Below are 25,906 nucleotides of genomic sequence, written 5' to 3'. Positions count from 1 at the left end.
ATCAAAAATTTGTTGATCAATCTTCGTCATCACCAACCAACCTTACCGACCACACGCCATCATCAAGATGAAGCACACCATCAATGCTTGCAGGCCTATCCTTAGCAGACAATGGTTTGATGACAATACAGCCTTCATCTTGCAAGGTCTTTATCTGACGAGCCAAGTCCTCACCTTGTTCATCATTCATACGACAGACATCATCATAATCAACGATGATGATTGTATCTTCTTGAAGCTCTACAAATTCAAGCAAGCGATTAATATCCATGCTAAAACCTGTCGCCTGTCGCTCTGGGCTGGCATAAAATCGACCGCCACGCACAAGTGCCTGCGTCTGTGCTACCGAAGATTGGTTAAGATACACATTAAAAACAAGCCCTGTATGATAATGATAGCCTGATAGTTCTGTAATATCCACGCTGACACTCATGCCCAGTCGTTTAATGTATGTTGATAAAGTTGCAATCTCGCAAGCAGCATCAATGATAACTTGGCTTGACTGAGCTTTTTTGCTGAGTTTTTTTAGCAAGTTATTGGCATCTGGTGTGGCATCTTGGGCAAGTGTATATTTGGCAAGCGTCAAAAAGTCTGCCCCACCATCAATGCTGGAACAAAATTCTGCAAGCTGGGGCAAATCTTTTTTGGTGTATAGTGTCATTAAAGTTTGGCCAATCGGTGCATCAACACCGTGCAATCGGCACAGTGAATCAAAAATTGCCACCTGCCCCACATCAATATGCAGATTGCCACGACTCATGCCAATCTCATCAGTCAAGGCAACCAATAAGTCAATGAGTGCAATCTCAGCATTTACACCATCAACACCAAAAATCTCTGCACCCAATTGTAGCGGTGTACGCAGTCCAAACAGTCCATTTGGCAAAGTCTTAATCACTTGACCGACATAGCAATAGCGACTCACACCCTGCCCATGCTGAGCATCAATGCGAGTAATCTGCGGTGTGATATCAGCACGCAGTCCCATCAGTCGCCCTGTGAGCTGGTCCACAATTTTAAAGGTTTGTCGTTTTAAATCTTCATCTGCACCACCAAGTAAAGTTTCGGTGTATTCAATGATCGGTGGCGATACCAAGCGATAGCCATGTGCTGTTAGCACAAATAACAAGGCATCACGCAGACTTTCTAATTTTTGGGCATCTTTAAATAAAATATCCACCACGCCATCAGGCAAAAGCCAGTTTTTGGCATCAGTATGTTGCAATCCAGTCGCCATCGTACAGGTTACCAAAATACCCCCTAAGTTCACTTATGGTGATAAATACATAAAAATAGCAAGTCATCGCTTGCCACTTTGAAAAAATATCCAATTTGTTTTATTTTTCGTACTTAGTGTATCATTAAATTCATCTTGCGACTAGGTCAAATTACAAATTATTTTTCATATCATGACAATTTTTGATGAAATGATTTAAATACAAATTTAAATACAAATCAGAGTTAACCAATGTCAAAGTTGCCAATGACAATCATCAATGACAACACAACCGTTCAACCCTTGTTATGATAAGCTTGATCACCAATAATCAGATGGCCGTCAGACATTGCTAGATAAAAAATGGAAATTTTGCTATAATATGGCGAAATTTTTACCATGGTTTTACCATAGCGATAAAAGTGGCAAAATTTCCATGGATTCGCACACCATCAATTCACCAAATAAGGGGGCAATATGAACAAGCACGAAGACGATATCCACACCCCCAAACAAAAACTTGATACTGTTGAAAGCTATTTAAAGACACCGCACGACGAGCTTCATCAAGATGACTGGCAAAGCGATGAAGAAGAGCTTGCCATAGATGATAATAGAGACAGCTACATCTATGGTGATGCCGATGCCACAGATGAAGACACCATCGAAACAATGACGGTCTATGACCCTGATGCCGATCGTTTTGAGGATTTGGAAGATTCAGGTGATAATGAAACCATTGTCTGCTACTCTTATTCTCGTAAAACTGGCGAACCAATTGAACAGCTTAATATTGACGAAGTCAGTCGTGCTTTAACCAATAACAATCAATTCATCTGGCTAGGACTATACGACCCCAGCATTGAGACTGTCCAAGAAGTTAAAGATGCCTTTGACCTACACGAACTTGCCTTAGAAGATGCCCTCGCTGAGCACCAACGCCCAAAGGTGGAAAGCTATGGGCATGATATGATTTTTGTGGTGGTGCGTACCGCAAAACTTGAAGACAACCAAATTCGCTACGGCACAACAGCGATATTTATGGGCAAAAATTTCATCATCAGCATTCGTCGTGGTGCGTCCAATTCCTACTCGCCTGTGCGTGAGCATTATCACCGTCGCCCCGAGCGTCTGCGTCTAGGCCCAATCTTTGTACTACATGCCATCTTAGACTTCATCGTCGATAACTATTTGCCTATTACCGACCGCTTAGGAAACTACTTGCGTGAGCAAGAACGGAACATTTTTTCATCAGAATTTAGCCGAGATACACTAAGAAGTCTGTACGAACTAAAATCACAACTTGTACATATGCGTGCGGTGATTTTGCCTGTACAAGATGTGTGTAACTTTTTTATCAATCACAAAAAAAATGAACTGATTTCTGCTTTCCCTACTGCTGCACAACCTTATTTTCGAGATGTTAACGATCACTTACTGCGTTCTCTTGATGCGGTAAACGGACTTAACGAAATGCTGTCTGTTGCCATGAATACCTACACCACGATGGTAACAATGGGTCAAAACGATGTTGTACGCAAACTTGCTGCATGGGCAGGTATCGCTGCTGTGCCGACAGCGGTGGCGGGCATTTATGGCATGAATTTTGAGCTCATGCCAGAATTGTCATGGCGGTACGGTTATTTCATCATCATTGGTATGATTTTGATGATTTGTATTTATTTATACTCAAAATTTCGCCGTGCTGGCTGGTTGTGATTTTTTAGATGCAACTTTTTTGCTTTTTTTCCACCAAATACCGCCAGTAACGGCGAGGCATTTGGGCGATATGACGCTTGGGATTTATCCGCTCTTTAATGGTAACATGACGAAAATACGCCTGCCAAAGACGCTGATAAATCGACTCCTCATCGGTATGAAATTCATTGCCATCCATCAAAATTTGTTCATCAATCTTGGCTATCTCACGCACCCCCACCGCAGGCTCTTGATGGTCATAAAAAATCCCATAGCCACGCACAACATCAAAAATCAGCCAACTTTGATCAGCAAAACGCTTGGCAAAAAAATCACCGATCAGCGGTAGAATATTAAAGTCAGGATTGATCTTGGCAAAATACACGCCTTGTGTTGTGTCCTCAAAGCGTACAAATGCCTGCATCCGATGACGCTCTCGCCCTACTTTTTTAATGCATGCCTGCACTGCCTGCACATCAGGGTGAGCAAAATTCCCCATCACAGACCGATTGGGGTTATCCAGCTGATACGCCACCACACGAAATAAATGCGTATAAACCATTTTATCTTCAGACAAAAATGCCCAAATGACATCACGCACGCTTAATATTTCACGGATTTTATTCAATACTCGCCCTGCTTTTTGGGCATCGGTTGCCACCAAAATGGCTTCATCTAAAAAATTAGCAGTATGATCGTGCACTGTCATGATAGATAGTGGCGTACGCACAAGCTTATGTTGATAGGCATAAAATACCGCAGATAACCAGCCCTCAAAGCTACCATCAAACAATAAAACAGTTGGATTATTTTGGTCTGGCAAACCAGATGAATGAAATAAGGATAGCTCAGCCATGACCATCTAACTTCCTAGTCCAATAGACAAAATTTTTAGCCATCAAAATAGTGGCAACTGCCCTGTTCGTGCTTCTTTAAACTTACTTTGGGTTTGATTTAAAAGCACATCACGAAAATTATCACGCATCAGGTCGTTTAAATAAGGGTTGGGTATATTGAGTGCCACAAAATATCTGGCACGATTCACCGCCGCACCCATCTGTTTTAAATGCTCAAGAGTCAGCGTGGTAAATCTTCTGGCACTCATGATTTTCTTTGCTGTATGCACACCAATCCCTGGTACACGCACCACCATTTCATAGGGGGCAGTTTGGATATTGATGGGAAAATGCTCACGATGACGAACTGCCCATGCCATTTTTGGATCAAGTTGCAAATCTAAAAATGGATTATCTGCATCTACAATCTCATCGGCACCAAAGCCATAAAATCGCATGAGCCAATCTGCCTGATACAGTCGATTTTCACGCACCAGTGGCACAGGTGTACTGACATCAGGTAAGCGTTTATCTGTGAGCATCGGCACATAACCTGAATAATACACTCGTTTTAGGTCGTATTTTTGATAAAAATGACTCGATAAACGAATGATTTGATGATCTGACTCGCCTGTCGCCCCAATGATAAACTGTGTAGACTGCCCTGCTGGCGTGTACTTTGGCGCGTGCTTGTGGACTTTGCGTGAATCTTTAAATTGTACAATTTGCTCTTGCACGGTCTGCATGGGAGCTTTCATGTCATCGTGGTTTTTTTCAGGGGCAAGCAAAGCAAGCCCTGATTTGGTGGGAATCTCCATATTCACCGACAGACGATCAGCGTATAGCCCTGCTTCTTTCATCAAATCATCAGAAGCCCCAGGTATGGTTTTTAGGTGAATATAGCCATGAAAGTTATGCTTAGTACGCAAAGTTTTGGCAACACGCACAAGTCGCTCCATCGTATAGTCAGGATTTTTAAAAATCCCCGAGCTCAAAAACAGCCCTTCTATATAGTTTCTGCGATAAAACTGCATGGTCAAATCCACCACTTCCTCTACGGTAAAAGCAGCTCTTGGTGTATCATGGCTGCGGCGTGAGGTGCAGTAGGCACAATCATAAATACAGTGATTGGTGAATAAAATTTTTAATAAAGACACACAGCGACCGTCCTCGGTATAGCTGTGACAAATGCCTGATTTTGATGAATTGCCCAGACCGCCTGCATTTTTGCGGTTACCACCACTTGATGAACAGGAGACATCGTATTTGGCGGCATCGGCGAGAATGGCAAGTTTTTGCTCAATGCGTTCGTGATTCATTATTGCTATCAGTCTCTTTTAATGGTTCATGATTAAATGATGCTTAATCACAAAAATTTCAATGACACACCAAGTTGTCTTAAATACCCCATAAAATTCTCATACGCCTGCCTAATCAATACTTGTCCCGCCCATAAATACTTGCAATATCATCAACTTAATCATCAAATTTAGTATCAATCTTTATTATCGTACTTTATGGCTACGGCTCTTGTGGTTTGCTATAGTCTAGCAAGCTCATAAAACATTCCATCATACGCCATCTTTTCTTGCACATTTTGCCCCACCGCCATCACCATATCATCAAGCACGGTCAAAAAATGCTCAATACGAACCAAATCAAGCGTTTGGTTTTGCATTAAATTCGCCACATGAATGTCTGTATGCCGACTGTCAAGACACAAACCAACACGCATCACATCAACAAGCATCAGGCGTGTTAAAGTGATAAAATCTGTAAATGCCATCATTTTTTGCCAATAATCACTTGCCACAATCGGCTGTCGCTGTCCATTTCGTAAAGCCAACCAAGTTTTTATCCACAATGCTCGCTGATCAAACCACACTGCCTGTGGCAACTTTATCGCAGAAAGTACCGCACCATCTGCCAAATCAAGACACAAACTGGCCAACTGCCGATCACCCAGTTTTTGTGTAATAAAATCAAGTGCTACATCATACGCAATTTGCCTAAGTGGCAGGGTTTGTACACGGCTTTTTATGGTTGGCAACAGGCGAGTTGGGTTGTCGCTGATGAGTATCAAATACACGCCTGCACGAGGCTCTTCTAAGGTTTTTAACAAGGCATTGCTCGCCCCTAATGTCAAACGCTCAGCACCATCTAGAACGATGAGTCGCACACCTCGCCCTTTGATGTGCCCATATTCCTGCAAAGCTCGAATGTCATCAATCTTAATAGATGAGGCCTTATCCGTCTTTTCATCAATCTCTGCTGTTGGCAAGCTCTCATTTGGCAAGACCAGCAAATCAGGGTGCGTACCAGCCGTAAGCCAATGACAACTTTGACACACACCACACGCCCCATTTTTAGTTTTATTGGTACAAAGTAGCCATGCCGCCAATCGCCATACAAAGGCATGCTTACCAATACCCGCCATACCACCTGCCAAAAGTCCATGAGGCAGCTTATCATCATAAAACTGTTGCACAACTTGCTCCCATGCCTGCGATTGCCAAGCAAAAAGGGGAGAAAAATAAGGCAGGTCGGCTGATGGTTTAGAGGCATGATTATTCATGATGAATGGCCATCTATCACAAGTTCATGACTGTTTTTTAATGCCAAGCCGTCAAATTCCAATACCATTATCCAAGGCAATTTTCGCTTATTAGCATAAAAGTCATCAAACCCAAAATTAGGATAATAATGATTCATGATGGTAGATAACGCTGTGCCATGCGTGCCAATAACAACTGTCTTTTTAGGGTGAGTGTTTAATAGGGTTTGCAACGCTACAATATTTCTTTTTTGAACATCGTTAAGACTTTCACCATTTGTCAGATGATAGTCAAAATCCTGCCATTGTCTTTGGCTAAATTCATCAAAGTCATCTACCCATTTACCAATCTTTCTTTCACGAAAATCATCATTGATTTCAATATCTTTTTGACGATGTCTGGCCAATGGATAAATGGTATCCACCGCTCTTTTATAAGGACTTGAAAAGAATAAATCTATATCAATATCTTTAAAGACATAGATCAAGTTTTCACTTTGAGCGACGCCCTTTGGTGTCAATTCCCGACTAAAATCATCTCGATGATCATAATTAGGCTCAGCGTGGCGAACAAAATAAATGGTGGTCATAAGCCATCTCATCAAAAAATTAAAATTTTAAAAAGTCGTCAATCGGCATGGCGTTTAATCTGACCAAGTCATCATGCGTATCCACGCCAAGCGGCAGAACAAGTTTGGCAACATCAATGGCAATTTTATGTCCATTTTCTAAGATGCGTAGCTGCTCCAAACTCTCTAATTTTTCAAGCCCACCTTGTTGCCATTGATGAAAAGTTTTTAATAATTTAACACGGTAAGCATACAAACCTAAATGGCGAAAGGCATTTTGAGGCATACCACCAAGCTCATTTTTCAAAACCCCATCTCGGTCATATGGTATGGGACTGCGACTAAAATACAGTGCCTGATTGCCAGCCTTGACCACTTTAACCACCGAATTTTTATAAAAATCCTCAAAATTATCAATAACTTCACACAAAGTTGCCATCACACAGTCAGTATTTTTAAGCAAAAGGTCTTTGACTTGTTCTAGTAGCACTGGAGGTACAAGCGGTTCATCACCCTGCATATTAATCACGATATCATCATCAGCCAAATCCAAAATTTGTGCTACCTCACCCAATCTGTCCGTACCTGATGCGTGTTCACCTGTCATCACAACAGGAATGTCAGCATTTTGACAAACCTTAAAAATTCGCTCATCGTCCGTTGCTACGCACACACTATCAGCAAAGGTGGCCTTTAAAGCTTTCTGTGCTGTCCAAAGTACCATCGGTTTACCATGAATTTCACACAAAGGCTTGCCAGCCAAGCGAGTAGATTTGTAACGAGCAGGAATGATGATGTGGGTTTTTGAGTGGGTTTTCATAATATTTAAGTATATGATTTGATGATGAATTAAGGTTCATTGTAAAGCAAAATCCGACAAAATAAAAGCAGCGTTAAACTTACTATTTGATTAAAATGGTTTTATTAAAAAAAGTACATCACCCATCAATCATGCTCACAAGATGGATAATGCACTCAATTTTGTCAGATTTTAATCCCAAGGCTCATCAAAACCTTATCCATTTCATCATAAATACTCTTTGATAGCACTGCTTGCACAGGCAATACCCAAATGTTATCAAAAATAATGTGTGGCAAAGTCTTGGCAAGCTCACGCAGTTTAACCGCATCTTTGCTGGTAACTATGATGGGTAGGTCTGCAAGCTCCATTAAATCATCAAGGGTAAAGTTATGATGGTCGCCAAAAGGTTTTTCTACGACAGCAAAACCCAAATCAGCAAGTGTTTTAAAAAAACGCACAGGGTAGCCAATACCACTCACAGCATAGACTTGTTGGGGATGTAGCGTACGATCACTTGACAATAAAGGTGTGGGCGTACCTGGCATAAGGTGCATCAGTAAAGCATTATCATCATAACAGTCAGCTCGGTTGTCATGATAAATCACAGTCGCCCCATCTAGGCGTTTTATCGACTCACGCAAAAATCCTTGCGGAAATAATTTGCCATTACCAAAACCACGCACCCCATCTACCACTATCCATTCAGCATCACGATACAAGGCGTGGTGTTGTAACCCATCATCACTGATGATGAGCTGTAAATTTGGGTAATTTTGTATCAATAAATCAATTGCCTGACCACGATTTACCCCCACCGCCATTGGCACGGCAGTCTCAGATACAATCAAACATGGCTCGTCGCCCACTTTTGTCGGTTTACTATCTGCCTTGACGATGGCAGGGACTTTGTCCGACCGACCATAACCACGACTGACCACTCCCACATTGATTTTTTTACTTTGCAAATATTTAACCAAAGCAATGATGAGTGGAGTCTTGCCACTGCCACCCACTGTGATATTACCAATGACCATCACAGGGACTGGGGCATGGTATTTGGTCAGTCGCCCACCATCATAAAGCGACTGATGCACTCTTGCTGCCATACCATATAAAGCGGATAAAGGAGCAAGTGCGGTAAGCATGGGGGAATTTTTCTCCCATGCTTTATTGATGAGTAATTCTATCTGATTCATCTGCTTTACGCCCTATCTGTTAAATCTATTCACTTTATTTTTTTAAGTTTGCCGTTTACTTGGCTGTCTCATCAAAAGTGCGTTCATACATGGTGCGATACATACCACCTTTGGTCAACAACTCATCATGCGTGCCCATCTCGATGATTTGACCTTGATCCATGACGATGATACGGTCAGCATTTTGTATGGTAGATAAACGATGTGCAATCACAAGCGTGGTACGCCCTTTCATTACAGCTTCCAATGCTTTTTGAATATAAAACTCACTTTCATTATCCAAGGCAGAAGTTGCCTCATCTAAAATTAAAATCGGAGCATCTTTGAGTAAAGCTCTTGCAATAGACAGCCTTTGGCGTTGCCCACCAGAAAGTTGCAGCCCTTCTGCCCCAATAAAACTGTCATAGCCATTTGGCAAATCCATGATGAATTCATGGGCATAGGCAGCCTTACTGGCACAAATAATCTCATCACGAGATTTGTTAGATAATGCCCCATAGGCAATATTATGTGCCACCGTGTCCAAAAAAAGCGTAACTTGCTGATTAACCATTGAAATTTGTTCACGCAACGATGACAGCCTAATCTCATCAATGGGCGTACCATCAATATAAATCCGCCCAGCTGTTGGATTGAGTGAACGGGTCAGCAGATTAACAAGCGTGGTTTTGCCAGAGCCCGACCGACCGACCACCGCTATCGTTTCTCCTGCCTTGATATCAAGGCTGAATTTTTTAATCGCTTGCGTGCCACTTTCATAAGTCAAATCAACATCTTTAAAACTGATGTCGCCAGTAATGATGGGCATTAGTACCCCATCATCTTTTTCCTCAGTTTCGTCAATCAGCATAAAAACTGATACGCCCGCTGCAATGCCACGCTGTAACTTTTGATTGACATCAGTCAATGCCTTAACAGGACGAGCCAAAGATACCGCTGCTACTAAATATGCAGAAAACTCGCCAGCACTTGTATCACCCAACATCTCAGGACGAAGCGACAACCAAATCACAAAACACATACCTGTTGCCATAAGCAACTGAATCACAGGTGAATTGATGGCAGCCAAAATGGTGATTTGCAAACCTTTATTTAAGTTATCCAAAGATGCTTTTTTAAATCTTTGTGCTTCATAAATCTGACCACTGTAATTTTTTACCACCTGATAGCCTGTAATGGCTTCATTGGTGATATGACTGACCGCACTCATGGTGTCTTGCACACCCATAGACAACATGGCAAAACGCTTGGAAACAAATCTGATGATCCAAAAAATCGGTGGTACGATAATCATCAATACCAAAGTCAATCGCCAATTGGTATAAAACAAAAAACCAAACAACGCCGTAACCGTCAAGCCGTCTTTTAAGAGCGTTGCCATAGATTCGGTTGTGGCTGCTGTTACCTGTTCAACATCAAAAATGAGTTTTGATGAAATCGTACCAGCAGGATTATTAAGATAAAACTCTGATGGCAAGCAAAGCAGTTTATTAAAGACTTCAATGCGTAAAAGATACACAAGACTGCGTGCCATGATCGCTGTATAATAACTGCCCAAAAACACACCGACACCACGAAACACAAACAGCAAAATTACCAAAAACGGAAACCAAAACTTACGCACATTATCGTTATGCTCAATGGCTTCAATGATATACTCAAACAGCTTAGCACCAGCCACCTCACTGCCTGCACTGATGATAAAGCCAACCATCGCTAAGATGAATGCCCACCAATATGGTTTTAAATAAGACACCAACCGCCGAAAAACGGCAGTTTTGTTTATTTGTTCAAAATCTTGTTGGTGTGTGGGTTTGCTATCAGAAGTGTGCATGAAATGTCTTTTTTTGCGGCGGTGTTTTAAGATGAATGGCAATATGGTGTTTTTAGCATGGCGTTTTTGGCAAAGCAAATGGTTTATCAAACCATTTAAGTCACCAAAAAAGCTCCCCATGTGATGCCGACTGATGACCAATCAACAAAATAACAAAATCCAATCAGTTGATTAGTCAATTAACTAATCAACTGATCATTAATACCAAATTGCATTAATAAGCCCTGCAACTGCTCATCATCATGAAAAAATATCTCAACACTGCCCTTGCCATCTTTGCCCTGTTTGATTTTGGTAGATGCACCTAAAACATCAGAGATTTTTTGGCTAAGCGTAAGAATTTCATGACTGGTGATCGTGTCTTTTTTGCTAGGCTCGGGATTTAAGATGGACTTGACTAATTTTTCGGCCTCACGCACGGTCATTTTGGCGTTAATGATTTTTTTGGCAATGATGGGCTGTTGTTTGCTCGACAAAGCAAGCAATGTTCGTGCGTGACCCATGTCAAGAAGCCCTTCTTGTATATATCCTTTAACAACATCATGCAAATTATTTAAACGCAAAAGATTTGATACGGTCGCACGAGCCTTACCCACAACATCGGCTATCATCGCATGACTCATGCCAAATTCGGTGTGAAATCTTTGTAAGGCCATGGCCTGTTCTAATACATTTAAGTCTTCACGCTGGATATTTTCAATCAGTGCAAGTGCAATGGCTATCTCATCAGATAAGATGCGTTCAATGGCAGGAATGCTGGTCAGACCTGCAATCTTGGCAGCACGCCAGCGGCGTTCACCCGCAATAATTTCATGGGTTACAGAGCCACTCGTCTTATTTTCACCAGATAATAGCGGACGAATGACAATCGGCTGCATTACACCATGTTGCCTGATAGAACTGGCAAGCTCACTTAGCGCCTCTTCTTTAATCTCACGGCGTGGTTGATACTTGCCTGACTGCAAGCGATTAATGTCAATCTGAACCAGCGTAACTTGCTCAGTAGGTTGAGTATTATCACCATCTTTTTTATTTTTAGATTTCTTCTTGGGTTTTTTAGCTTTACCAATGCTCACTTCATCATCAAGTAGGCTAAAATCGGTCAACTTGGCATCTTGATATTTTGCTTTTGTACCCTTTGCCACATCTGACTGTGCGTCCAAATCGGCCAAAGCCATGGGTGCCTTTTGCTCAGGTAGAATTTCACCAATAGAGATTTGTCTTTCTCTTTTGATATCACCAATAATCGCATCTAAGCCACGCTTTGTACCAAGTCCACGCTTTTTCATGTTAATTTCCAGTTTTCACCCAATAAACAGCCAACATTAGCCATGCAAATAAAATCAGTATTTTAGCATAATTTTGTGATTTTATTTGATGAATTTGCCAAACAACCACACTCACTACCAATCAAACTGTGCGCGCACTTTTGCTTCAAATAGCTTAGGTTCATCTGACTGCTTAATGACCTCATTCATGAGTGCATGATAAGCAATTGCCCCTTTAGACGATTTTTCATAGCCAAAAATTGACTGCCCAAAACTTGGTGCTTCCGCCAGACGCACACTTCTGGGTATGGTGGTCTTATACAACAATTCACCAAAATAATTTTCAAGTTCAGCAGAGACATCTTGGGCAAGCGTGCTTCGTCCATCAAACATCGTACGCACCACACCTCGCACATGAAGCTCTTCATTGATTACTTTTAGACGCCTAATGGTATCAATCAAGTCTGCCACCCCTTCTAGTGCATAATACTCACATTGCATAGGAATGATGACATTTTTAGCAGCAACAAGTGCGTTCACCGTCAAGATACTCAGGCTGGGTGCACAATCCATGATGACATAGTCATAAGTAAATTTGCCACTTTTTTTGGCCAACTCGATGGCCTTTTTTAGCAAAAATGGCGCATCTTCAACATCGGACAAAGACATATCAATGCCTGCCAAATCACGATTGGCTCCTGCCACATCAAAGCCTGCTTGCGTATTTTTTTCAATCACCTTGTGTAGCTTCGTCTCATCAAGCAATACATCAACAATGCTTTTTTTGAGTTCATTCTTGTCAAGCCCCGCTCCTGTTGTGGCATTACCTTGTGGATCTAGGTCAATGAGCAAAACCTTTTTTTTGCCAATCACGGCTAACGCTGCGGCTAAATTTACTGCCGTTGTCGTCTTTCCCACACCACCTTTTTGGTTGGCGACTGCAATGATTTCCATAAACACCCCTTCAAAATCACTCAAATAATTAAAAATAAATGTCAAAAAAATGGTCAAAAAAAATAATAAATTATTTTTTCAGATACACCACACAGCGTTCTTCCATCAAATTTGGCACACAAATTGCCTTAACATCAATTCGCCAATCATCTAGATTGGCAAAATCATCTACGCTTGGTGATTTGCCTTTCATCGCATACAGTACACCATCTACTTTTAAGTACGACTTGGCAAGATTAACAAAGTCATCAAGGCTGGCAAAAGCACGAGAGGTAATCACATCAAACGCCCCATCAAAATCTTCAATACGACTTGCCACAGGCGTGACATTATTAAGATTAAGCTCACTGACCATCTGACGAATGAAACGAACTTTTTTGCCGTTACTGTCAAGTGCGGTAATCTGCCAGTCAGGTCGCATGATCGCAATGATGACCGATGGCAATCCTGCCCCTGTGCCAATATCAAGTAGGCTCACGCTTGATTGATCATTAAATGGCAAATATGCAATGATGGCCAAACAATCCAAAATATGCTTAACAAATGCCTCTTTTGGTGCGGTGATGGCCGTAAGATTGTAGGCCTTAGTCCACAAAAGCAGACCGTCTAAATATTTTAATAATTGACCAATCTGTACATCAGTAAAGGTCAAATTCAACTCATTGGCAAAACGCTCCAAATCGCCAGCAAAGCCATCGGCATATGCAGAAATTTTATGGTAAGTCATCATTTTAATTTTGTCAGTATTTACAATACTGGCTATTTTACCATGTTTTATTATGTTAAAATAGCCCTAGCATCAGCCACTTTGAGCATTTTACAAAACCCATCAAGACCATTTCACTGCTTTATTTTTTGGTAAAATTGTACGACAAAATCAAACATTTGCATTCACAAAACCAAATCAGGCAAAACACATCAAAAACCAAGTTAAGCAAGATGACCATTTTATTGCAAATGCACCAAGGTTTTAATGACAATCAAAACTGGATAAAAAAAATCAGCAGCTCACCCTAAAAATAAATTTAATCAATAACCTTAAAACAGACTTTTTTAATTTGATACATTTATGAATACAGCCAACAATAACCATTACCGCTTGCCACACACCACCTTAAAACGCTACACCGACCCTGTCAGCCTCCCAACCGCCAATGACAGCTTTGAGGTATCTTTTGGGCAAAATCGGGCCATGAACGCCATCAATACCGCCTTAGACATCAAAGCTAATGGCTATCATGTCTTTGCGGTGGGTGAAAATGGGCTGGGCAAACGCACCATCATCACACGATTTTTGAGCGAACGCACCAAATCAGATGCCACACCACCTGATTTGGTTTATGTGCATAATTTTGACACCCCAAGAAACCCTATCGCCTTAACGCTACCAAGCGGCCAAGGGTCAATCTTTGCTAAAGACATGCACAAACTTTGGCAGGCACTCTACCAAAAACTCCTCACCAAATTCAGCAGCATTAGCCATCAAAACAGCATTAACACAATCAAACAGACCGCCCAAAAAAGCGAACGCACCCTCATTGATAAGTTAAATGAAACCGCCAAAACACACAATTTGATACTGCGACAATCCGCCGATCAGCGTGCCGTATTTACCCCCATTGATGAAAAAAAACCCATCAATAACAATATCTTGGAGAAATTACAAAAACAGCTCACCAAAACTAACATCAAACTTGATGAGCTAGAAAACGAGGTCAATCAAAAAATTGACGAGTTACACGACAGTCTTGTTGCTAAAATCATCGCACCATTATTGACGCCCATCAGCAAAAAATACGCAGTCCATAACAAAAAAATTGATCAATATTTAAAATCTTATGAACAAGACATCATTGATAATATCTTATTCATCATTGAGCATGACGATGACTTTTTGGTAAAAACAGTTGGTAATATCCCTAATCGCTATTATGTCAATGTTGTGGTAACCCATGCACCAAATAGCGGTGCACCCATCATCTTTGAAGATATGCCAACACACCCAAATCTGCTTGGACACATCGAGCACACCACCCAACTTGGCACAATTGTCACTGATGCCAGCATGATTCGAGCAGGTGCATTACACCGAGCCAATGGGGGATATCTATTATTAGAAGCATCTTCCTTGCTTGAGCACCCCTATGCTTGGCAAGGGCTAAAACGAGCTTTACAATCCAAAAAAATCTCTCTTTCAAGCCTTGAACAAATGCTGACCTTAACAGGCTCAGTATCGCTTGAACCTGATGCCATTGACCTATCAGTAAAAGTAATTTTGCTTGGCGAACCTGATTTATATTATGAGCTACTAGAATTTGAACCTGAGTTTAACAGCTTGTTTAAAATTCGTGCCGACTTTAACGACACTTTGCCCAGAAATGCCCAAAGCGAGCGTTTTTTGGTTACTAAAATGGCGGACATGATTCACTCACAGCACCTACCAACTTTTGATAACACGGCCTTTGCTACAATATTAGATGAGCTGTCCGTTCTTGCTGATGATAAGGATAAATTAGATTTGCACAGCGACAGATTGATGCAGTTGATTGTAGAATCAGCTCGCCATTATCTGTTAAATCCCAAAGACAATGCCGTTAATGCCAACCATGTCAAACAAGCACTCAACGACATAAAAGAACGCAAAAGCCATCTTAAAGAACTTTATTGGCAAGAATTTAGAAATGGACAACAACTCATCAAAACCAGCGGATATGCCATTGGGGAAATTAACGCACTGACCATCATTGCTTACGCCGATAGCGAATTTGGTTTGCCTGCTCGCTTAAGTGCACTGATCACACCAAAATTTGGCACAGGTGAAATCTTAGATATTGAAAGAGATGTGGAATTGGGCGGTAGTTTGCATGCCAAAGGAATGCTTATTATGACCAGTTTTTTACGCTCGTTATTTAGTGAATTTACCGAGCTTAATTTTTCAGCAAGTCTCGCCTTTGAACAAAGCTACGCACATATTGATGGGGATTCTGCCACGCTTGCTGAGTGTGCAGTATTGCTGTCTGCTCTTGCAAATATCCCCATCAATCAATCGCTTGCCATCACAGGTTCAATGAATCAGCTTGGAGAGGCTCAGGCAATTGGTGGCGTGAATGAGAAAATCATTGGTTTTTTTGATGCGTGTGCTGAGCGTGGCTTGACAGGCACGCAAGGCGTCATCATTCCAAAATCCAACACCAATCAGCTCATGTTGCCAGATCATATCGTACAAAGCGTTAAAGATGGACAATTTCATATCTATGCCATCGAAACAATCTATGACGCCTTGCAGATTTTAACAGGCTTGGCAATTAATGATAAAAATAAGCATGGCAATTATAAAAAAAGCACCCTATTTGGCAAAATCGTCAAACGCCTATTAAAATGGGAGATTGATGACAAAGACGAACAAGAAAAAGAAAAAATAAAGAAAAGAAATAAAGGTAAAGAAGACAATGAAAGGTGAACACTACCAACCAAAAAACCACACAACTAAATGGTTTTAATAACACTGTGGATTGGTCAATATTTGAGTTGGCGGTTTTGGCGTGATTGTCCAGACAACCTAAAAAATATTTGACTTAACTTACAACTTTGCTATCATAAAGTTTATACAACAAAAGGATTTAAAAGGGATTTGTATGCTAGATTTTATTGAAATACGCTCAGACTTGGGGGCGGGCAAGCATGGCACCGACCAAGGCGTGGTAGCACTTGCTAAATTTGCCAAAAGTCATTATCCTACGGCACGCTTTGAACAACTAAGCATTGATGATGCCAACACCGCCAAGGTACAAGGTACGCAATATACCAATTTAAAATATGCTGAGTTTTTATTGCCGTTTTACCAAGAGGTTGCTGACCACATTGAGCATATTGCCAAGCTGACCACACCCATCATCATCTCAGGTGATCACTCAGGGGCAATTGGGTTGCTGTCAGGTTTTAAAAATGCCCATAAAGACAAAAAAGTGGCTGTGGTATGGATTGATGCACATGCTGACATTCATAGCGTTTATACCACGCCAAGTGGCAATATGCACGGCATGCCCTTAGCAGCTGTACTTGGTGTGGATAACGATGAGCACACAAATAATATGCCTACTGATGACGAAAAACAGCTTTGGCAGGCATTTAAAGACTTATCCACATCAGACAATTTAAACATCAAAGATTTGTATTTTTTAGGGCTTAGAAGTTTTGAGTCGCCAGAACAGCATTTGATTGAAAAACATGGTGTCTTTGCCTATTCTGCTCATGCTCACCGCCAAGAATTTGATGATGTACTTGATAAACTTTGTAGCAATTTGGCTCAGGCAGACGCAGTATATGTCAGTTTTGATATTGATTCGCTAGATGAAAATCTTGTATATGCCACAGGCACACGAGAACCAAACGGTTATGGCGTTGATGAGATAAAACAAATTTTTGATAAAGTTTTGGTACTGCCCAATATTAAAGCCTTTGAAATCACTGAGTTTAATCCGACACTTGATGACGACACTAACAAACACCAAATGATTTATGACTTGTTTGCACATGCTATTAATCACTTAAAATAACTACAAAAACCTGTTAAGCCCAACCTAGCCATCAAAAATCAATAGCAATCAACATTGGCATTAAAGTGATAAAATTTTTCCAAAAACACGCTATTTTTTGGTATTATTGTCGGTCATTCACAGTTTCACTATTATTTGATTTTTATTGATATAAGAGCCGTCATGAACATTCAATCTAAGCTACACGATTTATTCGCCACCGCCATGGCAAATGCAGGTGCAGACACAGGAATCGACCCTGTGATTAAGCCATCAAACAAAAAAGAATTTGGCGATTATCAAGCCAATGGTGTGATGGGGCTTGCCAAAAAACTGGGCAAAAATCCACGAGAACTTGCCCAAAGCGTGCTTGATGGCTTACCCACCAACCAGATGATTGCCAAATGTGAAATTGCAGGGCCAGGCTTCATTAACATTTTTCTTAGTGATGATTTTCTTGCCAAATCTGCCCAAACCGCTTTGGATAGCCCCACGCTTGGCATTGACACCACAAATGGCCAAAAAATAGTCGTAGATTACTCCGCTCCCAATGTCGCCAAAGAAATGCATGTGGGGCATTTACGCTCTACCATTATTGGCGATAGCATGGTACGCACACTTGAATTTTTGGGCAATACCGTCATTCGTGCCAATCATATTGGCGACTGGGGAACTCAGTTTGGTATGTTGATTGCATATTTAGAACTGATGCAAAATGGCGATACGGACGAGATGGCACTTGCAGACATTGAAGAGTTTTATCGTGCTGCCAAAGCTAAGTTTGATGGTGATGAAGATTTTGCCACCACTGCACGCCAAAATGTCGTCAAACTACAAAGTGGTGATGAAAACAGCCTAAAACTTTGGCAACAGCTGGTAGACATCACGATGAACCAATGCCAAGCTACCTATGACAGACTCAATGTTACTCTCAGCAAAGATGATATTATGGGCGAAAGTCTATACAACCCCATGCTACAAGGTGTGGTTGACCGCCTTGTGGCTCAGGGCATTGCTGTTAAAGACGATGGGGCGACGGTTGTTTATTTGGAGGAATTTAAAAACAAAGATGGTAACCCTCTGGGTGTTATTATCCAAAAAAATGATGGCGGATTTTTGTACACCACCACCGACATCGCTGCCGCTCACTATCGCCATAAGACGCTCGGAGCGGACAAGGTCATCATCTTTACTGATGCACGCCAAGCCCAACACATGAAACAGGCATGGACGATTGCACGAATGGGCGGTTTTATTCCTAATGACTTTAAGATGCACCATTTTACCTTTGGCATGATGCTAGGCAAAGATGGCAAGCCATTTAAAACTCGTACAGGTGGGACGGTCAAACTTACAGATTTGCTTGATGAAGCAATTGAGCGTGCCACCACGCTGATCAATGAACGCCAAACCCAACTCAATGATGATGAAAAACAAGCACTCATCGAAGCGGTAGCAATTGGTGCAGTCAAATATGCCGACCTATCAAAAAACCGCAATACAGACTATGCATTTGATTGGAATCATATGTTGTCCTTTGAGGGCAACACCGCCCCATATATGCAATATGCCTATACTCGTGTTCGGTCAATCTTTGCCAAAGCAGGATTAAATCCTGATGAGTTGGTAGGCGATATTATCCTTGATAATGAACAAGAAAGGACACTCACCATTAAGCTATTGCAGTTTGAAGATGCGCTACGCACGCTTACCAAAGATGGCACACCCAATGTCTTGGCTTTGTATCTATATGAATTGGCAGGGATTTTTTCATCATTTTATGAGCATTGTCCGATTTTATCAGCCAATGAACCCATCAAGACCAGCCGTCTTTTGCTTGCCAAGCTGACTGCCGACACCCTAAAAGTTGGACTTGACCTATTAGGCATTAAAACAGTGGAGAAAATGTAAATATGGCAAAAAGGTGCGTGGTGAATCTTATCTTTGTTTTATGATTATTTGCAATTCAAAGCCGAGCGTTTATCATGACCCTATTTCCCAAAAATATCGCCAGCAATGCGGTGATTTTTAAAAAATATCAATACCGCTTTCGCTATCTCATTGCGTTTGCGGTACTTTTGATTACTGGTTTTCTTTTTAGACGAATGTCAAGTGATTTATTTTTTGGGTTACTTGGGCTGTTGATGCTTGCTACTTTTATTCATCAGATGAGCATACCATTTAATCGTCAGGTTCTAGATTTTTGTGAAGAAGTGGTGGACAACAACACAGGCTTAACCATCAAGAAAAATGGCATTTACATTGACATTGCTTATAAAGATATTGTTGATATTGATTATTTTTATGCTCACATTTGGCTAAATTGTCGTGTGGTAAAACTCATATTAAAACCAAATTTACAAAGATCAAATATGAAGGATAAAGAGCTTTATTTTATCAGTTGGGCGGATTATAATTTAAGCTCTCGCCAAAAAAAGCCAAGAGACTTTGACTTGGATAAAACACATCAAAAATAAAATAAAGGAACAACCCTCATGCTCAGCCTAAGCTTTTATCAAAGCCAATACCAATCTGCTTTACGCTACCATTTGGATGATGAACAAAGCAAATTTACCACCCTGCCGTCAAAGTGGCTTAATGATGACTTGGCAGATAAAGACTTGGTTTATAAAATTGTGATTTTACTTGGCAACCTTCCGATTGGCTTTTTTGTCTTAGATGGTGGCAAAGATAGATGTGCTTATACAAACAATCAGTGTGCCCTTTTACTACGCTCAATGTCCATCAATCCTTCATTTCAAGGTCAAGGATTGGCAAAATCAGCGTTACTGCTATTGTCAAAATTCATCACAGATAATCATATCTTATGCGATCAGATTGTTTTGGGTGTAAATCATAAAAATATCCCTGCTCAGTCCCTATACCAAAAGGTGGGCTTTATTGATACAGGTAGAACCTTGATGGGCATCAAAGGCGTGCAGCACATTTATGAATTGAACATATAAATCACCTGATATTTTTGGATATGTCATGACTAACAAAGAATCCCCAACCCGTGTTCGTGCTGACAAATGGCTGTGGGCAGCACGATTTTTTAAGACACGCACGCTTGCCAAAGAAGCGATAGAGGGCGGAAAAGTTCACATGAACGGACAAAAAATTAAAGTCAGTAAAGAACTACAAGTAGGCGATACGCTTTATATACGCCAAGGGCACGCCACCCGACTAGAAGAAAAGGTGGTCGTCATCAAAGCGTTGTCCGAAAGTCGTGGCAATGCCACAATCGCTGGCACATTGTACGAAGAAACCCAAGAAAGCTTGGCTACTCGGGAGTTTTTTATTGAGCAACGAAAGCTACAAAATCTGGCACGACCAGACACCAAGCCAAATAAAAAAGAACGCAGAGATTTAAATCGATTTAAAAACCAATGGTAAAAGCCAGTATTTTATCAATCATGATGTTGCCATTTATGCTACAATGAGTTAATTTTTTTTATATTTAAAGTAAGTCATTATGCCCCCAAAGTCCGTTCTTTTTGTTTGCCTTGGCAATATTTGTCGCAGTCCTAGTGCTGAAGCGGTTATGAAAAAAATCATAAAAAACCAATCATTCAGCATTCATCTTGACTCAGCAGGCACCGCTAATTACCATACTGGTAGCCCACCTGATGAGCGTGCCATTTTTGTTGGCAAATCTCTTGGCTATGATTTAACCGCACTACAAGCCAGACAAGTGAACCAACAAGATTTTTATGAGTTTGATGTGATTTTTGCAATGGACGAGAATAATTTTAAAGATTTGCAGAAAATCAAACCCACTGATGCTACCGCACAAGTAATGATGTTTGATAAAACAGCAATCGCCGACCCTTATTATGGCGATGTGCAGGATTTTAAGGCCATGTTTTTGCATATTGAGCAAGCAAGCCAAAATTGGCTACAAAAGTGGTGTGGTGGAGACAATCATGAATGAAATTAAAAATCATCGCATTTTAAAAGACCATGATTTATCAACAAACAATACCATGGCCTTATCTTGCATCGCCAAATATGCCCTAATTTTGGATAACGCTGATACATTAAACAGCGACATCAAACAAGCGATTGATTTTGCTAAACATCAAAACCTTAATATTTTTGTGCTGTCTGGCGGTAGCAATGTATTGTTGCCAAATATACTAAACGCCCTAGTGATACTCCCCAAGCTTGCAGGCATTACAGTCTTAAAAAAAAACGAAGACAGCATCATCATTAAAGTTGCCTGTGGGGAAAACTGGCATGATTTTATCAAAACTTGCTTGGATAATGGCTGGTACGGACTTGAAAATCTTGCTCTAATTCCAGGCTTGGTTGGTGCCTGCCCCATACAAAACATCGGTGCTTATGGTGTACAAGTTTCTGACTTTATTGAAAAAGTCATCGCTTTTGACTTGATAAATGGACTACAAGTAGAATTTGATAATGCCGACTGCCATTTTGATTATCGTCATAGTTTTTTCAAAGACAATCCCAATCGTTATTTCATAAGTCATGTCATTTTTAAATTGCATACCACCGCCAAAAAAGTCATGACCAATTATGGTGATTTAGCAATCACTGCACAAGACTTTGCCATAAGCAATGAAAGAGGTACTCCCCACCCTGTTGATGTTTTTCATGCGGTCATCAAAATTCGCCAGTTAAAACTTCCAGACCCTGCCACCTTAGCAAATTGCGGGTCATTTTTTCAAAATCCAATCATTCCAATGGAAGACTTTATACACCTAAAAACAGCATTTGATGACCTGCCAAGCTATCCAATTGATGAAAATGTCATCAAAATTCCAGCAGGATGGCTGATTGATAAGGCAGGATTAAAGGGCAAAGGTATATTTCCAGTTCTTACTCACAATAAACAGGCACTCGTGCTAACCAATCACGCACCACTGATCGCCACACAACATAGCATCAAGACCACGCAAGATTTCATCATCCGTACGGTGTCTGATAAATTTGGCATCAAACTGGTACGCGAGCCAATTTGGGTTCATGAAGATGGTAGTGTGGCCATATGATGTCATTTTGGCAAAATTTTTGGTGGTTGGTAAGACGGCTTTTCATTGGCATGGCATTCATCACCGCCATTGCCATCATCACACCTTTTACACCTATTTTTGCCAACATCAGTGTTTTTTTGCTCGACTCATTCAGTTTTTTGACGATAAAAGACGCAGACAAGCCATCAACACTTGTAGTACTAGGCGGTGGATTGACCAAAAAAAATGGCGAAATTATACTCAATCATTATAGTCAAAGTCGTGCCGATAAAGCCATTTCCTATTACAAAACCACCCCAATCATCATCATTACCAGTGGGGTGGAATCACCTTGGCTACAAGATTATCTCAGATCTAAACTGCAACATAGCACCCCTCCTATCATCATCAGTGATAACGCCAGCATGAATACTTGTGAAAATGCTGTGTTTACCACCAAACTGCTTGAGCATCATGAGTTGCCAAAGAGCATTTACCTGATTACAGATCGCTATCACATGGCACGCGCGCGTCGCCAATTTGCTCGCATGGGCATCAACACACTGCCACAGCCTGCACCGCTTAGCATACCCTTGACTTGGACAAATACCAAAAATAATTTAGTACATTCACGCCGTGCTATGTATGAAATCGCTGCTCTAGCAAGAGATGTTTTTCGTCCGCAAAACAATTGTCGCACCAGCAATCAAATCAGCCTAAAAGAAATCAGTATGCCAAGACGAAAAGCAAAGATATTTTTTTAATCACCAAAATACAATAAAAAATAAGCCGTCCAATGACAGCTTATTTTATTGTGTAAATATATTAAATTCTACACCATTCCAATCAGCAAACTACGCATTGCCTTGTGTTTCAGCTTGTGCTTGTAGATATGCTTGATCAAAGTTCACTGGTGCAAGCAGTAATTGCGGGAAGCTACCACGAGATACTAAATCACTGATGACCTCACGAGCGTAAGGGAATAAAATATTTGGACAGTAGGCTTGTTGCAGGTGTGCCAAATCTTCTTCTGGAATATTTTTAAGTAGGAAAATACCCGCTTGCTGTACCTCTGCAATGTACGCTACACCGCCACCATTTTTTACTGTCACATTAACAGTCAAAACGATTTCTTTGTGATCTTCGTCCAAATCGCTTGATGCAGTCGCCAGATTAATTTCCATTTCTGGTTGCCATTCTTTGGTGAATACCTCTGCACTAGGCACTTCAAAAGAAATGTCTTTAACATAAATGCGTTCAAGACCTAGCTGTGGTTGAGCTTGTTCTGTCATAATTTTTTCCTTAGTTAGAAAGTTAAAAATAAAATGTCAATCAACTGGTGATCAGGCACCAAGCATGGTGTCAAGTTCGCCACTTTGGTTGAGCTTGTTTAATTGGTCAAAACCACCGATAAAGGTCTGACCGATAAAAATTTGTGGTACGGTACGATAGTTATTGGTTCGTTCCGCCAAAGCGACTCTTTCTTCGCTTTTCATGTCATAAACACTGATCGCTTCGTACGCCACACCCTTGTTTTTCAACAATTGAATCGCTGCTCTGCAATAGGGACATTCTTCTTTGATGTATAAAGTTACTTGTGCCATACCCTTCCTCAATACTCTAAAAAGTCTAAAATTTAATGAATATATTTAATTTAATATCATCTTTTGATAATGGCATTTGTTAAATTCAATCAAATTAAAAACTTAATCAAAAAGCCAACCTTATTCATTCAATTGGGTCAAGCGATCAATTTTTCAAGCCAAAAATCAACAATCATTTCATCTTTTATGTTCAATTTTGCCAATTTTGGCTTTATAATCAATACCCAGCCATCATTTTTTAGCAACAGTCAATGGTAGGCCAGCTGCTTGATAACCCTGTATGCCACCAGATAAACGCATAAAATTAGATTTGCCCACAAGACTTACCGCCGCACCTGACTGCAAACCAACATCACAGACAAATACCACAGGCGTATCAATGGCACGCAGCTCATCTAGGTGATTTTTTAGCTCAATAAATGGAATGTTGCGACTGCCTGAAATATGCGAAAGTGCAAATTTATTGGCAGGGCGGATATCAATGATGCGTGCCTGCTGATTATTGACGAGTAAACCAAGCTCATTGGGTGCAACTTTTTTGCCGTTACGCTTACCCTCCACCATAAAAAATGCCACAATCAGCACCGCTAAGATGCCGAATAACACAGGGTGATTACCTATAAAAGTTAGCCAACGCTCCACAGTCTCTCCAATTTGAAATTCAAAAGTCTCATTATAATCAAAATTTATTAAAAGTACACTAATTTTGTCAATTTATCAAGTCAATGGTTAATTTTTTATCAATTGACTTCTGGCTGATGACGCACTCACCTTCGCTTCTTCAACCAAATCATTAAAGCTCTCAATACGCCGTGCCAAAATCTTACCCTCACCTACTGCCTGCCAAAATGCACAGCCTTTGGCGTTTTGGGCATGATTACAGTCTCGAAATTGGCAATCACCATAAATCTCATTAAGCTCATCAAAACCTTTCATGATATCATCACTGGACAAATGCCATATACCATATTCACGAATACCTGGTGTGTCAATGATGCCACCTTTGGTCAAATCTTGGTCATCAAAAGCAAGCAGTCGGCTAGTAGTGGTTGTGTGTTGCCCCAGCTGCGAACCCACCGAGATGATGTTGGTTGGTTGGTTGGCATTGGGTAAAATTTGGTTAATCAAGCTTGATTTTCCCACACCAGACTGACCTGCAAAGATGGTGAGCTGACCATTAAGATATGTTTGCAATTCATCAAGACCACCCAAATTAACACTTGAAGTTTGAATGATATCAAAATCATATTTTTTGCCAAGCCACTGATATTCTTGATAAATCTGATCAACCTCCTCGAAGTTCATCAATAAATCAGCCTTATTTAATACTAAAAGCGGTCTAACGCCACTTAGGCGTGCCACAAGCAAATATCGGTCGATCAGATTGGTTGCAGGCTTTGGTATGGGGGCAAAGACAATGGCAAGCATATCAATATTTGCCGCCACAGGCTTGACTTTATTATAGCGATCTGGCCGCATAATGAGCGTACGCCTATCAAGAAGTACCTCAATCCTACCCAAACCAGAAGTGATGTCAATGCTAAATTTAACCTCATCGCCAGATGTCATCATAGGTAGGTTGGTGCGAGCATGGCAACGCCAAATATCGCCAAGGTTTAATGAAGCTGGGTCATTATTGGTAGTGATATCAGGAAAATTTGGCATAATGCTGGGCAATTCGGTAATCTGCACATCAAGTTGCTTGCCAAAATGCGAGACAATAACCCCACTGACCAGCGTGCCATCATCAATAATTTTGTTTTGATTTTTTTGGATTTGGCGAGTTTGATTTTTGGTAAGTTTGCGACGACGGATAAAAGACATGATGAATCAAATTAAAATAAAAGGATAAAGCATCTCATTT

General features: G+C 40.8%; 25 protein-coding genes. 10 read left to right on the top strand and 15 right to left on the bottom strand.

Going from position 1 to position 25,906, the window contains the following annotated elements; all coding sequences use genetic code 11:
- Positions 1–16: 16 nt before the first annotated feature.
- Positions 17–1,252, bottom strand: a complete 1,236-nt coding sequence (locus U9670_RS02700) for an ATP phosphoribosyltransferase regulatory subunit (RefSeq protein WP_323842483.1) — start codon at positions 1,250–1,252, stop codon at positions 17–19.
- A gap of 441 nt (positions 1,253–1,693) precedes the next feature.
- On the opposite strand from U9670_RS02700, the gene corA reads away from it, so the two are divergent.
- The gene (gene corA / locus U9670_RS02695; RefSeq protein ID WP_416381466.1) at positions 1,694–2,935 is read left to right on the top strand and encodes a magnesium/cobalt transporter CorA; all 1,242 of its coding nucleotides are present in this window, start codon (positions 1,694–1,696) and stop codon (positions 2,933–2,935) included.
- A gap of 4 nt (positions 2,936–2,939) precedes the next feature.
- Here the strand turns inward: corA and U9670_RS02690 are convergent, their stop codons facing one another.
- The 10 genes from U9670_RS02690 to rsmG all read right to left on the bottom strand — a co-directional run bounded on the left by U9670_RS02690 (position 2,940) and on the right by rsmG (position 13,657).
- On the bottom strand, positions 2,940–3,770 hold the full coding sequence (locus U9670_RS02690; RefSeq protein WP_323842482.1) for a TIGR03915 family putative DNA repair protein: 831 nt from the start codon (positions 3,768–3,770) through the stop codon (positions 2,940–2,942).
- A 42-nt stretch (positions 3,771–3,812) separates the two neighbouring features.
- Positions 3,813–5,069, bottom strand: a complete 1,257-nt coding sequence (locus U9670_RS02685; RefSeq protein ID WP_323842481.1) for a putative DNA modification/repair radical SAM protein — start codon at positions 5,067–5,069, stop codon at positions 3,813–3,815.
- A gap of 221 nt (positions 5,070–5,290) precedes the next feature.
- Complete coding sequence (locus tag U9670_RS02680) at positions 5,291–6,325, bottom strand: DNA polymerase III delta subunit-related protein (protein WP_323842480.1); 1,035 nt, start codon at positions 6,323–6,325, stop codon at positions 5,291–5,293.
- Complete coding sequence (locus U9670_RS02675) at positions 6,322–6,894, bottom strand: histidine phosphatase family protein (protein ID WP_323842479.1); 573 nt, start codon at positions 6,892–6,894, stop codon at positions 6,322–6,324. The genes U9670_RS02680 and U9670_RS02675 overlap by 4 nt, the downstream gene beginning before the upstream one ends.
- A gap of 19 nt (positions 6,895–6,913) precedes the next feature.
- Positions 6,914–7,693, bottom strand: a complete 780-nt coding sequence (kdsB, locus tag U9670_RS02670; protein ID WP_323842478.1) for a 3-deoxy-manno-octulosonate cytidylyltransferase — start codon at positions 7,691–7,693, stop codon at positions 6,914–6,916.
- 164 nt (positions 7,694–7,857) lie between these two features.
- Entirely contained in the window at positions 7,858–8,871 is a 1,014-nt protein-coding gene (gene lpxK / locus U9670_RS02665) for a tetraacyldisaccharide 4'-kinase (protein ID WP_323842477.1), read from the bottom strand.
- A 55-nt stretch (positions 8,872–8,926) separates the two neighbouring features.
- Positions 8,927–10,705, bottom strand: a complete 1,779-nt coding sequence (gene msbA / locus U9670_RS02660) for a lipid A export permease/ATP-binding protein MsbA (RefSeq protein ID WP_323842476.1) — start codon at positions 10,703–10,705, stop codon at positions 8,927–8,929.
- Between the two features lie 179 nt (positions 10,706–10,884).
- Positions 10,885–11,994: a ParB/RepB/Spo0J family partition protein gene (locus U9670_RS02655; RefSeq protein WP_323842475.1), complete on the bottom strand. Its 1,110-nt coding sequence runs from the start codon at positions 11,992–11,994 to the stop codon at positions 10,885–10,887.
- Positions 11,995–12,108: 114 nt separating this feature from the next.
- Entirely contained in the window at positions 12,109–12,927 is an 819-nt protein-coding gene (locus tag U9670_RS02650; RefSeq protein WP_323842474.1) for a ParA family protein, read from the bottom strand.
- Between the two features lie 70 nt (positions 12,928–12,997).
- A complete protein-coding gene (gene rsmG, locus U9670_RS02645) occupies positions 12,998–13,657 on the bottom strand; it encodes a 16S rRNA (guanine(527)-N(7))-methyltransferase RsmG (RefSeq protein WP_416381465.1) in 660 nt (219 codons plus the stop codon).
- A gap of 339 nt (positions 13,658–13,996) precedes the next feature.
- Between rsmG and U9670_RS02640 the strand changes: the two genes are divergently transcribed.
- The 9 genes from U9670_RS02640 (at position 13,997) to U9670_RS02600 (ending at position 23,202) form a co-directional block, all read left to right on the top strand.
- The gene (locus tag U9670_RS02640; protein ID WP_323842473.1) at positions 13,997–16,387 is read left to right on the top strand and encodes an AAA family ATPase; all 2,391 of its coding nucleotides are present in this window, start codon (positions 13,997–13,999) and stop codon (positions 16,385–16,387) included.
- 175 nt (positions 16,388–16,562) lie between these two features.
- Complete coding sequence (locus U9670_RS02635) at positions 16,563–17,483, top strand: arginase family protein (RefSeq protein ID WP_323842472.1); 921 nt, start codon at positions 16,563–16,565, stop codon at positions 17,481–17,483.
- Positions 17,484–17,645: 162 nt separating this feature from the next.
- A complete protein-coding gene (argS, locus tag U9670_RS02630) occupies positions 17,646–19,373 on the top strand; it encodes an arginine--tRNA ligase (RefSeq protein WP_323842471.1) in 1,728 nt (575 codons plus the stop codon).
- A gap of 74 nt (positions 19,374–19,447) precedes the next feature.
- Positions 19,448–19,939, top strand: a complete 492-nt coding sequence (locus U9670_RS02625; protein WP_323842470.1) for a hypothetical protein — start codon at positions 19,448–19,450, stop codon at positions 19,937–19,939.
- 18 nt (positions 19,940–19,957) lie between these two features.
- Positions 19,958–20,428: a GNAT family N-acetyltransferase gene (locus tag U9670_RS02620; protein WP_323842469.1), complete on the top strand. Its 471-nt coding sequence runs from the start codon at positions 19,958–19,960 to the stop codon at positions 20,426–20,428.
- Between the two features lie 25 nt (positions 20,429–20,453).
- Positions 20,454–20,858, top strand: coding sequence for an RNA-binding S4 domain-containing protein (locus U9670_RS02615; RefSeq protein WP_323842468.1), 405 nt, complete (start codon positions 20,454–20,456; stop codon positions 20,856–20,858).
- A gap of 79 nt (positions 20,859–20,937) precedes the next feature.
- Complete coding sequence (locus U9670_RS02610; protein ID WP_323842467.1) at positions 20,938–21,396, top strand: low molecular weight protein-tyrosine-phosphatase; 459 nt, start codon at positions 20,938–20,940, stop codon at positions 21,394–21,396.
- Positions 21,389–22,477 carry a UDP-N-acetylmuramate dehydrogenase gene (gene murB, locus U9670_RS02605; protein ID WP_323842465.1) on the top strand — a complete coding sequence of 363 codons (1,089 nt, stop codon included), beginning with the start codon at positions 21,389–21,391 and terminating at the stop codon, positions 22,475–22,477. The genes U9670_RS02610 and murB overlap by 8 nt, the downstream gene beginning before the upstream one ends.
- Positions 22,474–23,202, top strand: a complete 729-nt coding sequence (locus U9670_RS02600; protein ID WP_323842463.1) for a YdcF family protein — start codon at positions 22,474–22,476, stop codon at positions 23,200–23,202. The genes murB and U9670_RS02600 overlap by 4 nt, the downstream gene beginning before the upstream one ends.
- A 90-nt stretch (positions 23,203–23,292) precedes the next feature.
- Here the strand turns inward: U9670_RS02600 and secB are convergent, their stop codons facing one another.
- The 4 genes from secB to rsgA all read right to left on the bottom strand — a co-directional run bounded on the left by secB (position 23,293) and on the right by rsgA (position 25,866).
- Entirely contained in the window at positions 23,293–23,730 is a 438-nt protein-coding gene (gene secB, locus U9670_RS02595) for a protein-export chaperone SecB (RefSeq protein WP_323842462.1), read from the bottom strand.
- A gap of 51 nt (positions 23,731–23,781) precedes the next feature.
- Positions 23,782–24,042, bottom strand: coding sequence for a glutaredoxin 3 (grxC, locus tag U9670_RS02590; protein WP_323842461.1), 261 nt, complete (start codon positions 24,040–24,042; stop codon positions 23,782–23,784).
- 231 nt (positions 24,043–24,273) lie between these two features.
- Entirely contained in the window at positions 24,274–24,684 is a 411-nt protein-coding gene (locus tag U9670_RS02585) for a rhodanese-like domain-containing protein (RefSeq protein ID WP_323842460.1), read from the bottom strand.
- Between the two features lie 87 nt (positions 24,685–24,771).
- Positions 24,772–25,866, bottom strand: a complete 1,095-nt coding sequence (gene rsgA, locus U9670_RS02580) for a ribosome small subunit-dependent GTPase A (protein ID WP_323842459.1) — start codon at positions 25,864–25,866, stop codon at positions 24,772–24,774.
- Positions 25,867–25,906 lie beyond the last annotated feature (40 nt).

The sequence above is a fragment of the Moraxella tarda genome, from assembly GCF_035181405.1.
GTDB lineage: Bacteria > Pseudomonadota > Gammaproteobacteria > Pseudomonadales > Moraxellaceae > Moraxella.
This window is presented reverse-complemented; position numbering and strand designations above follow the sequence as displayed.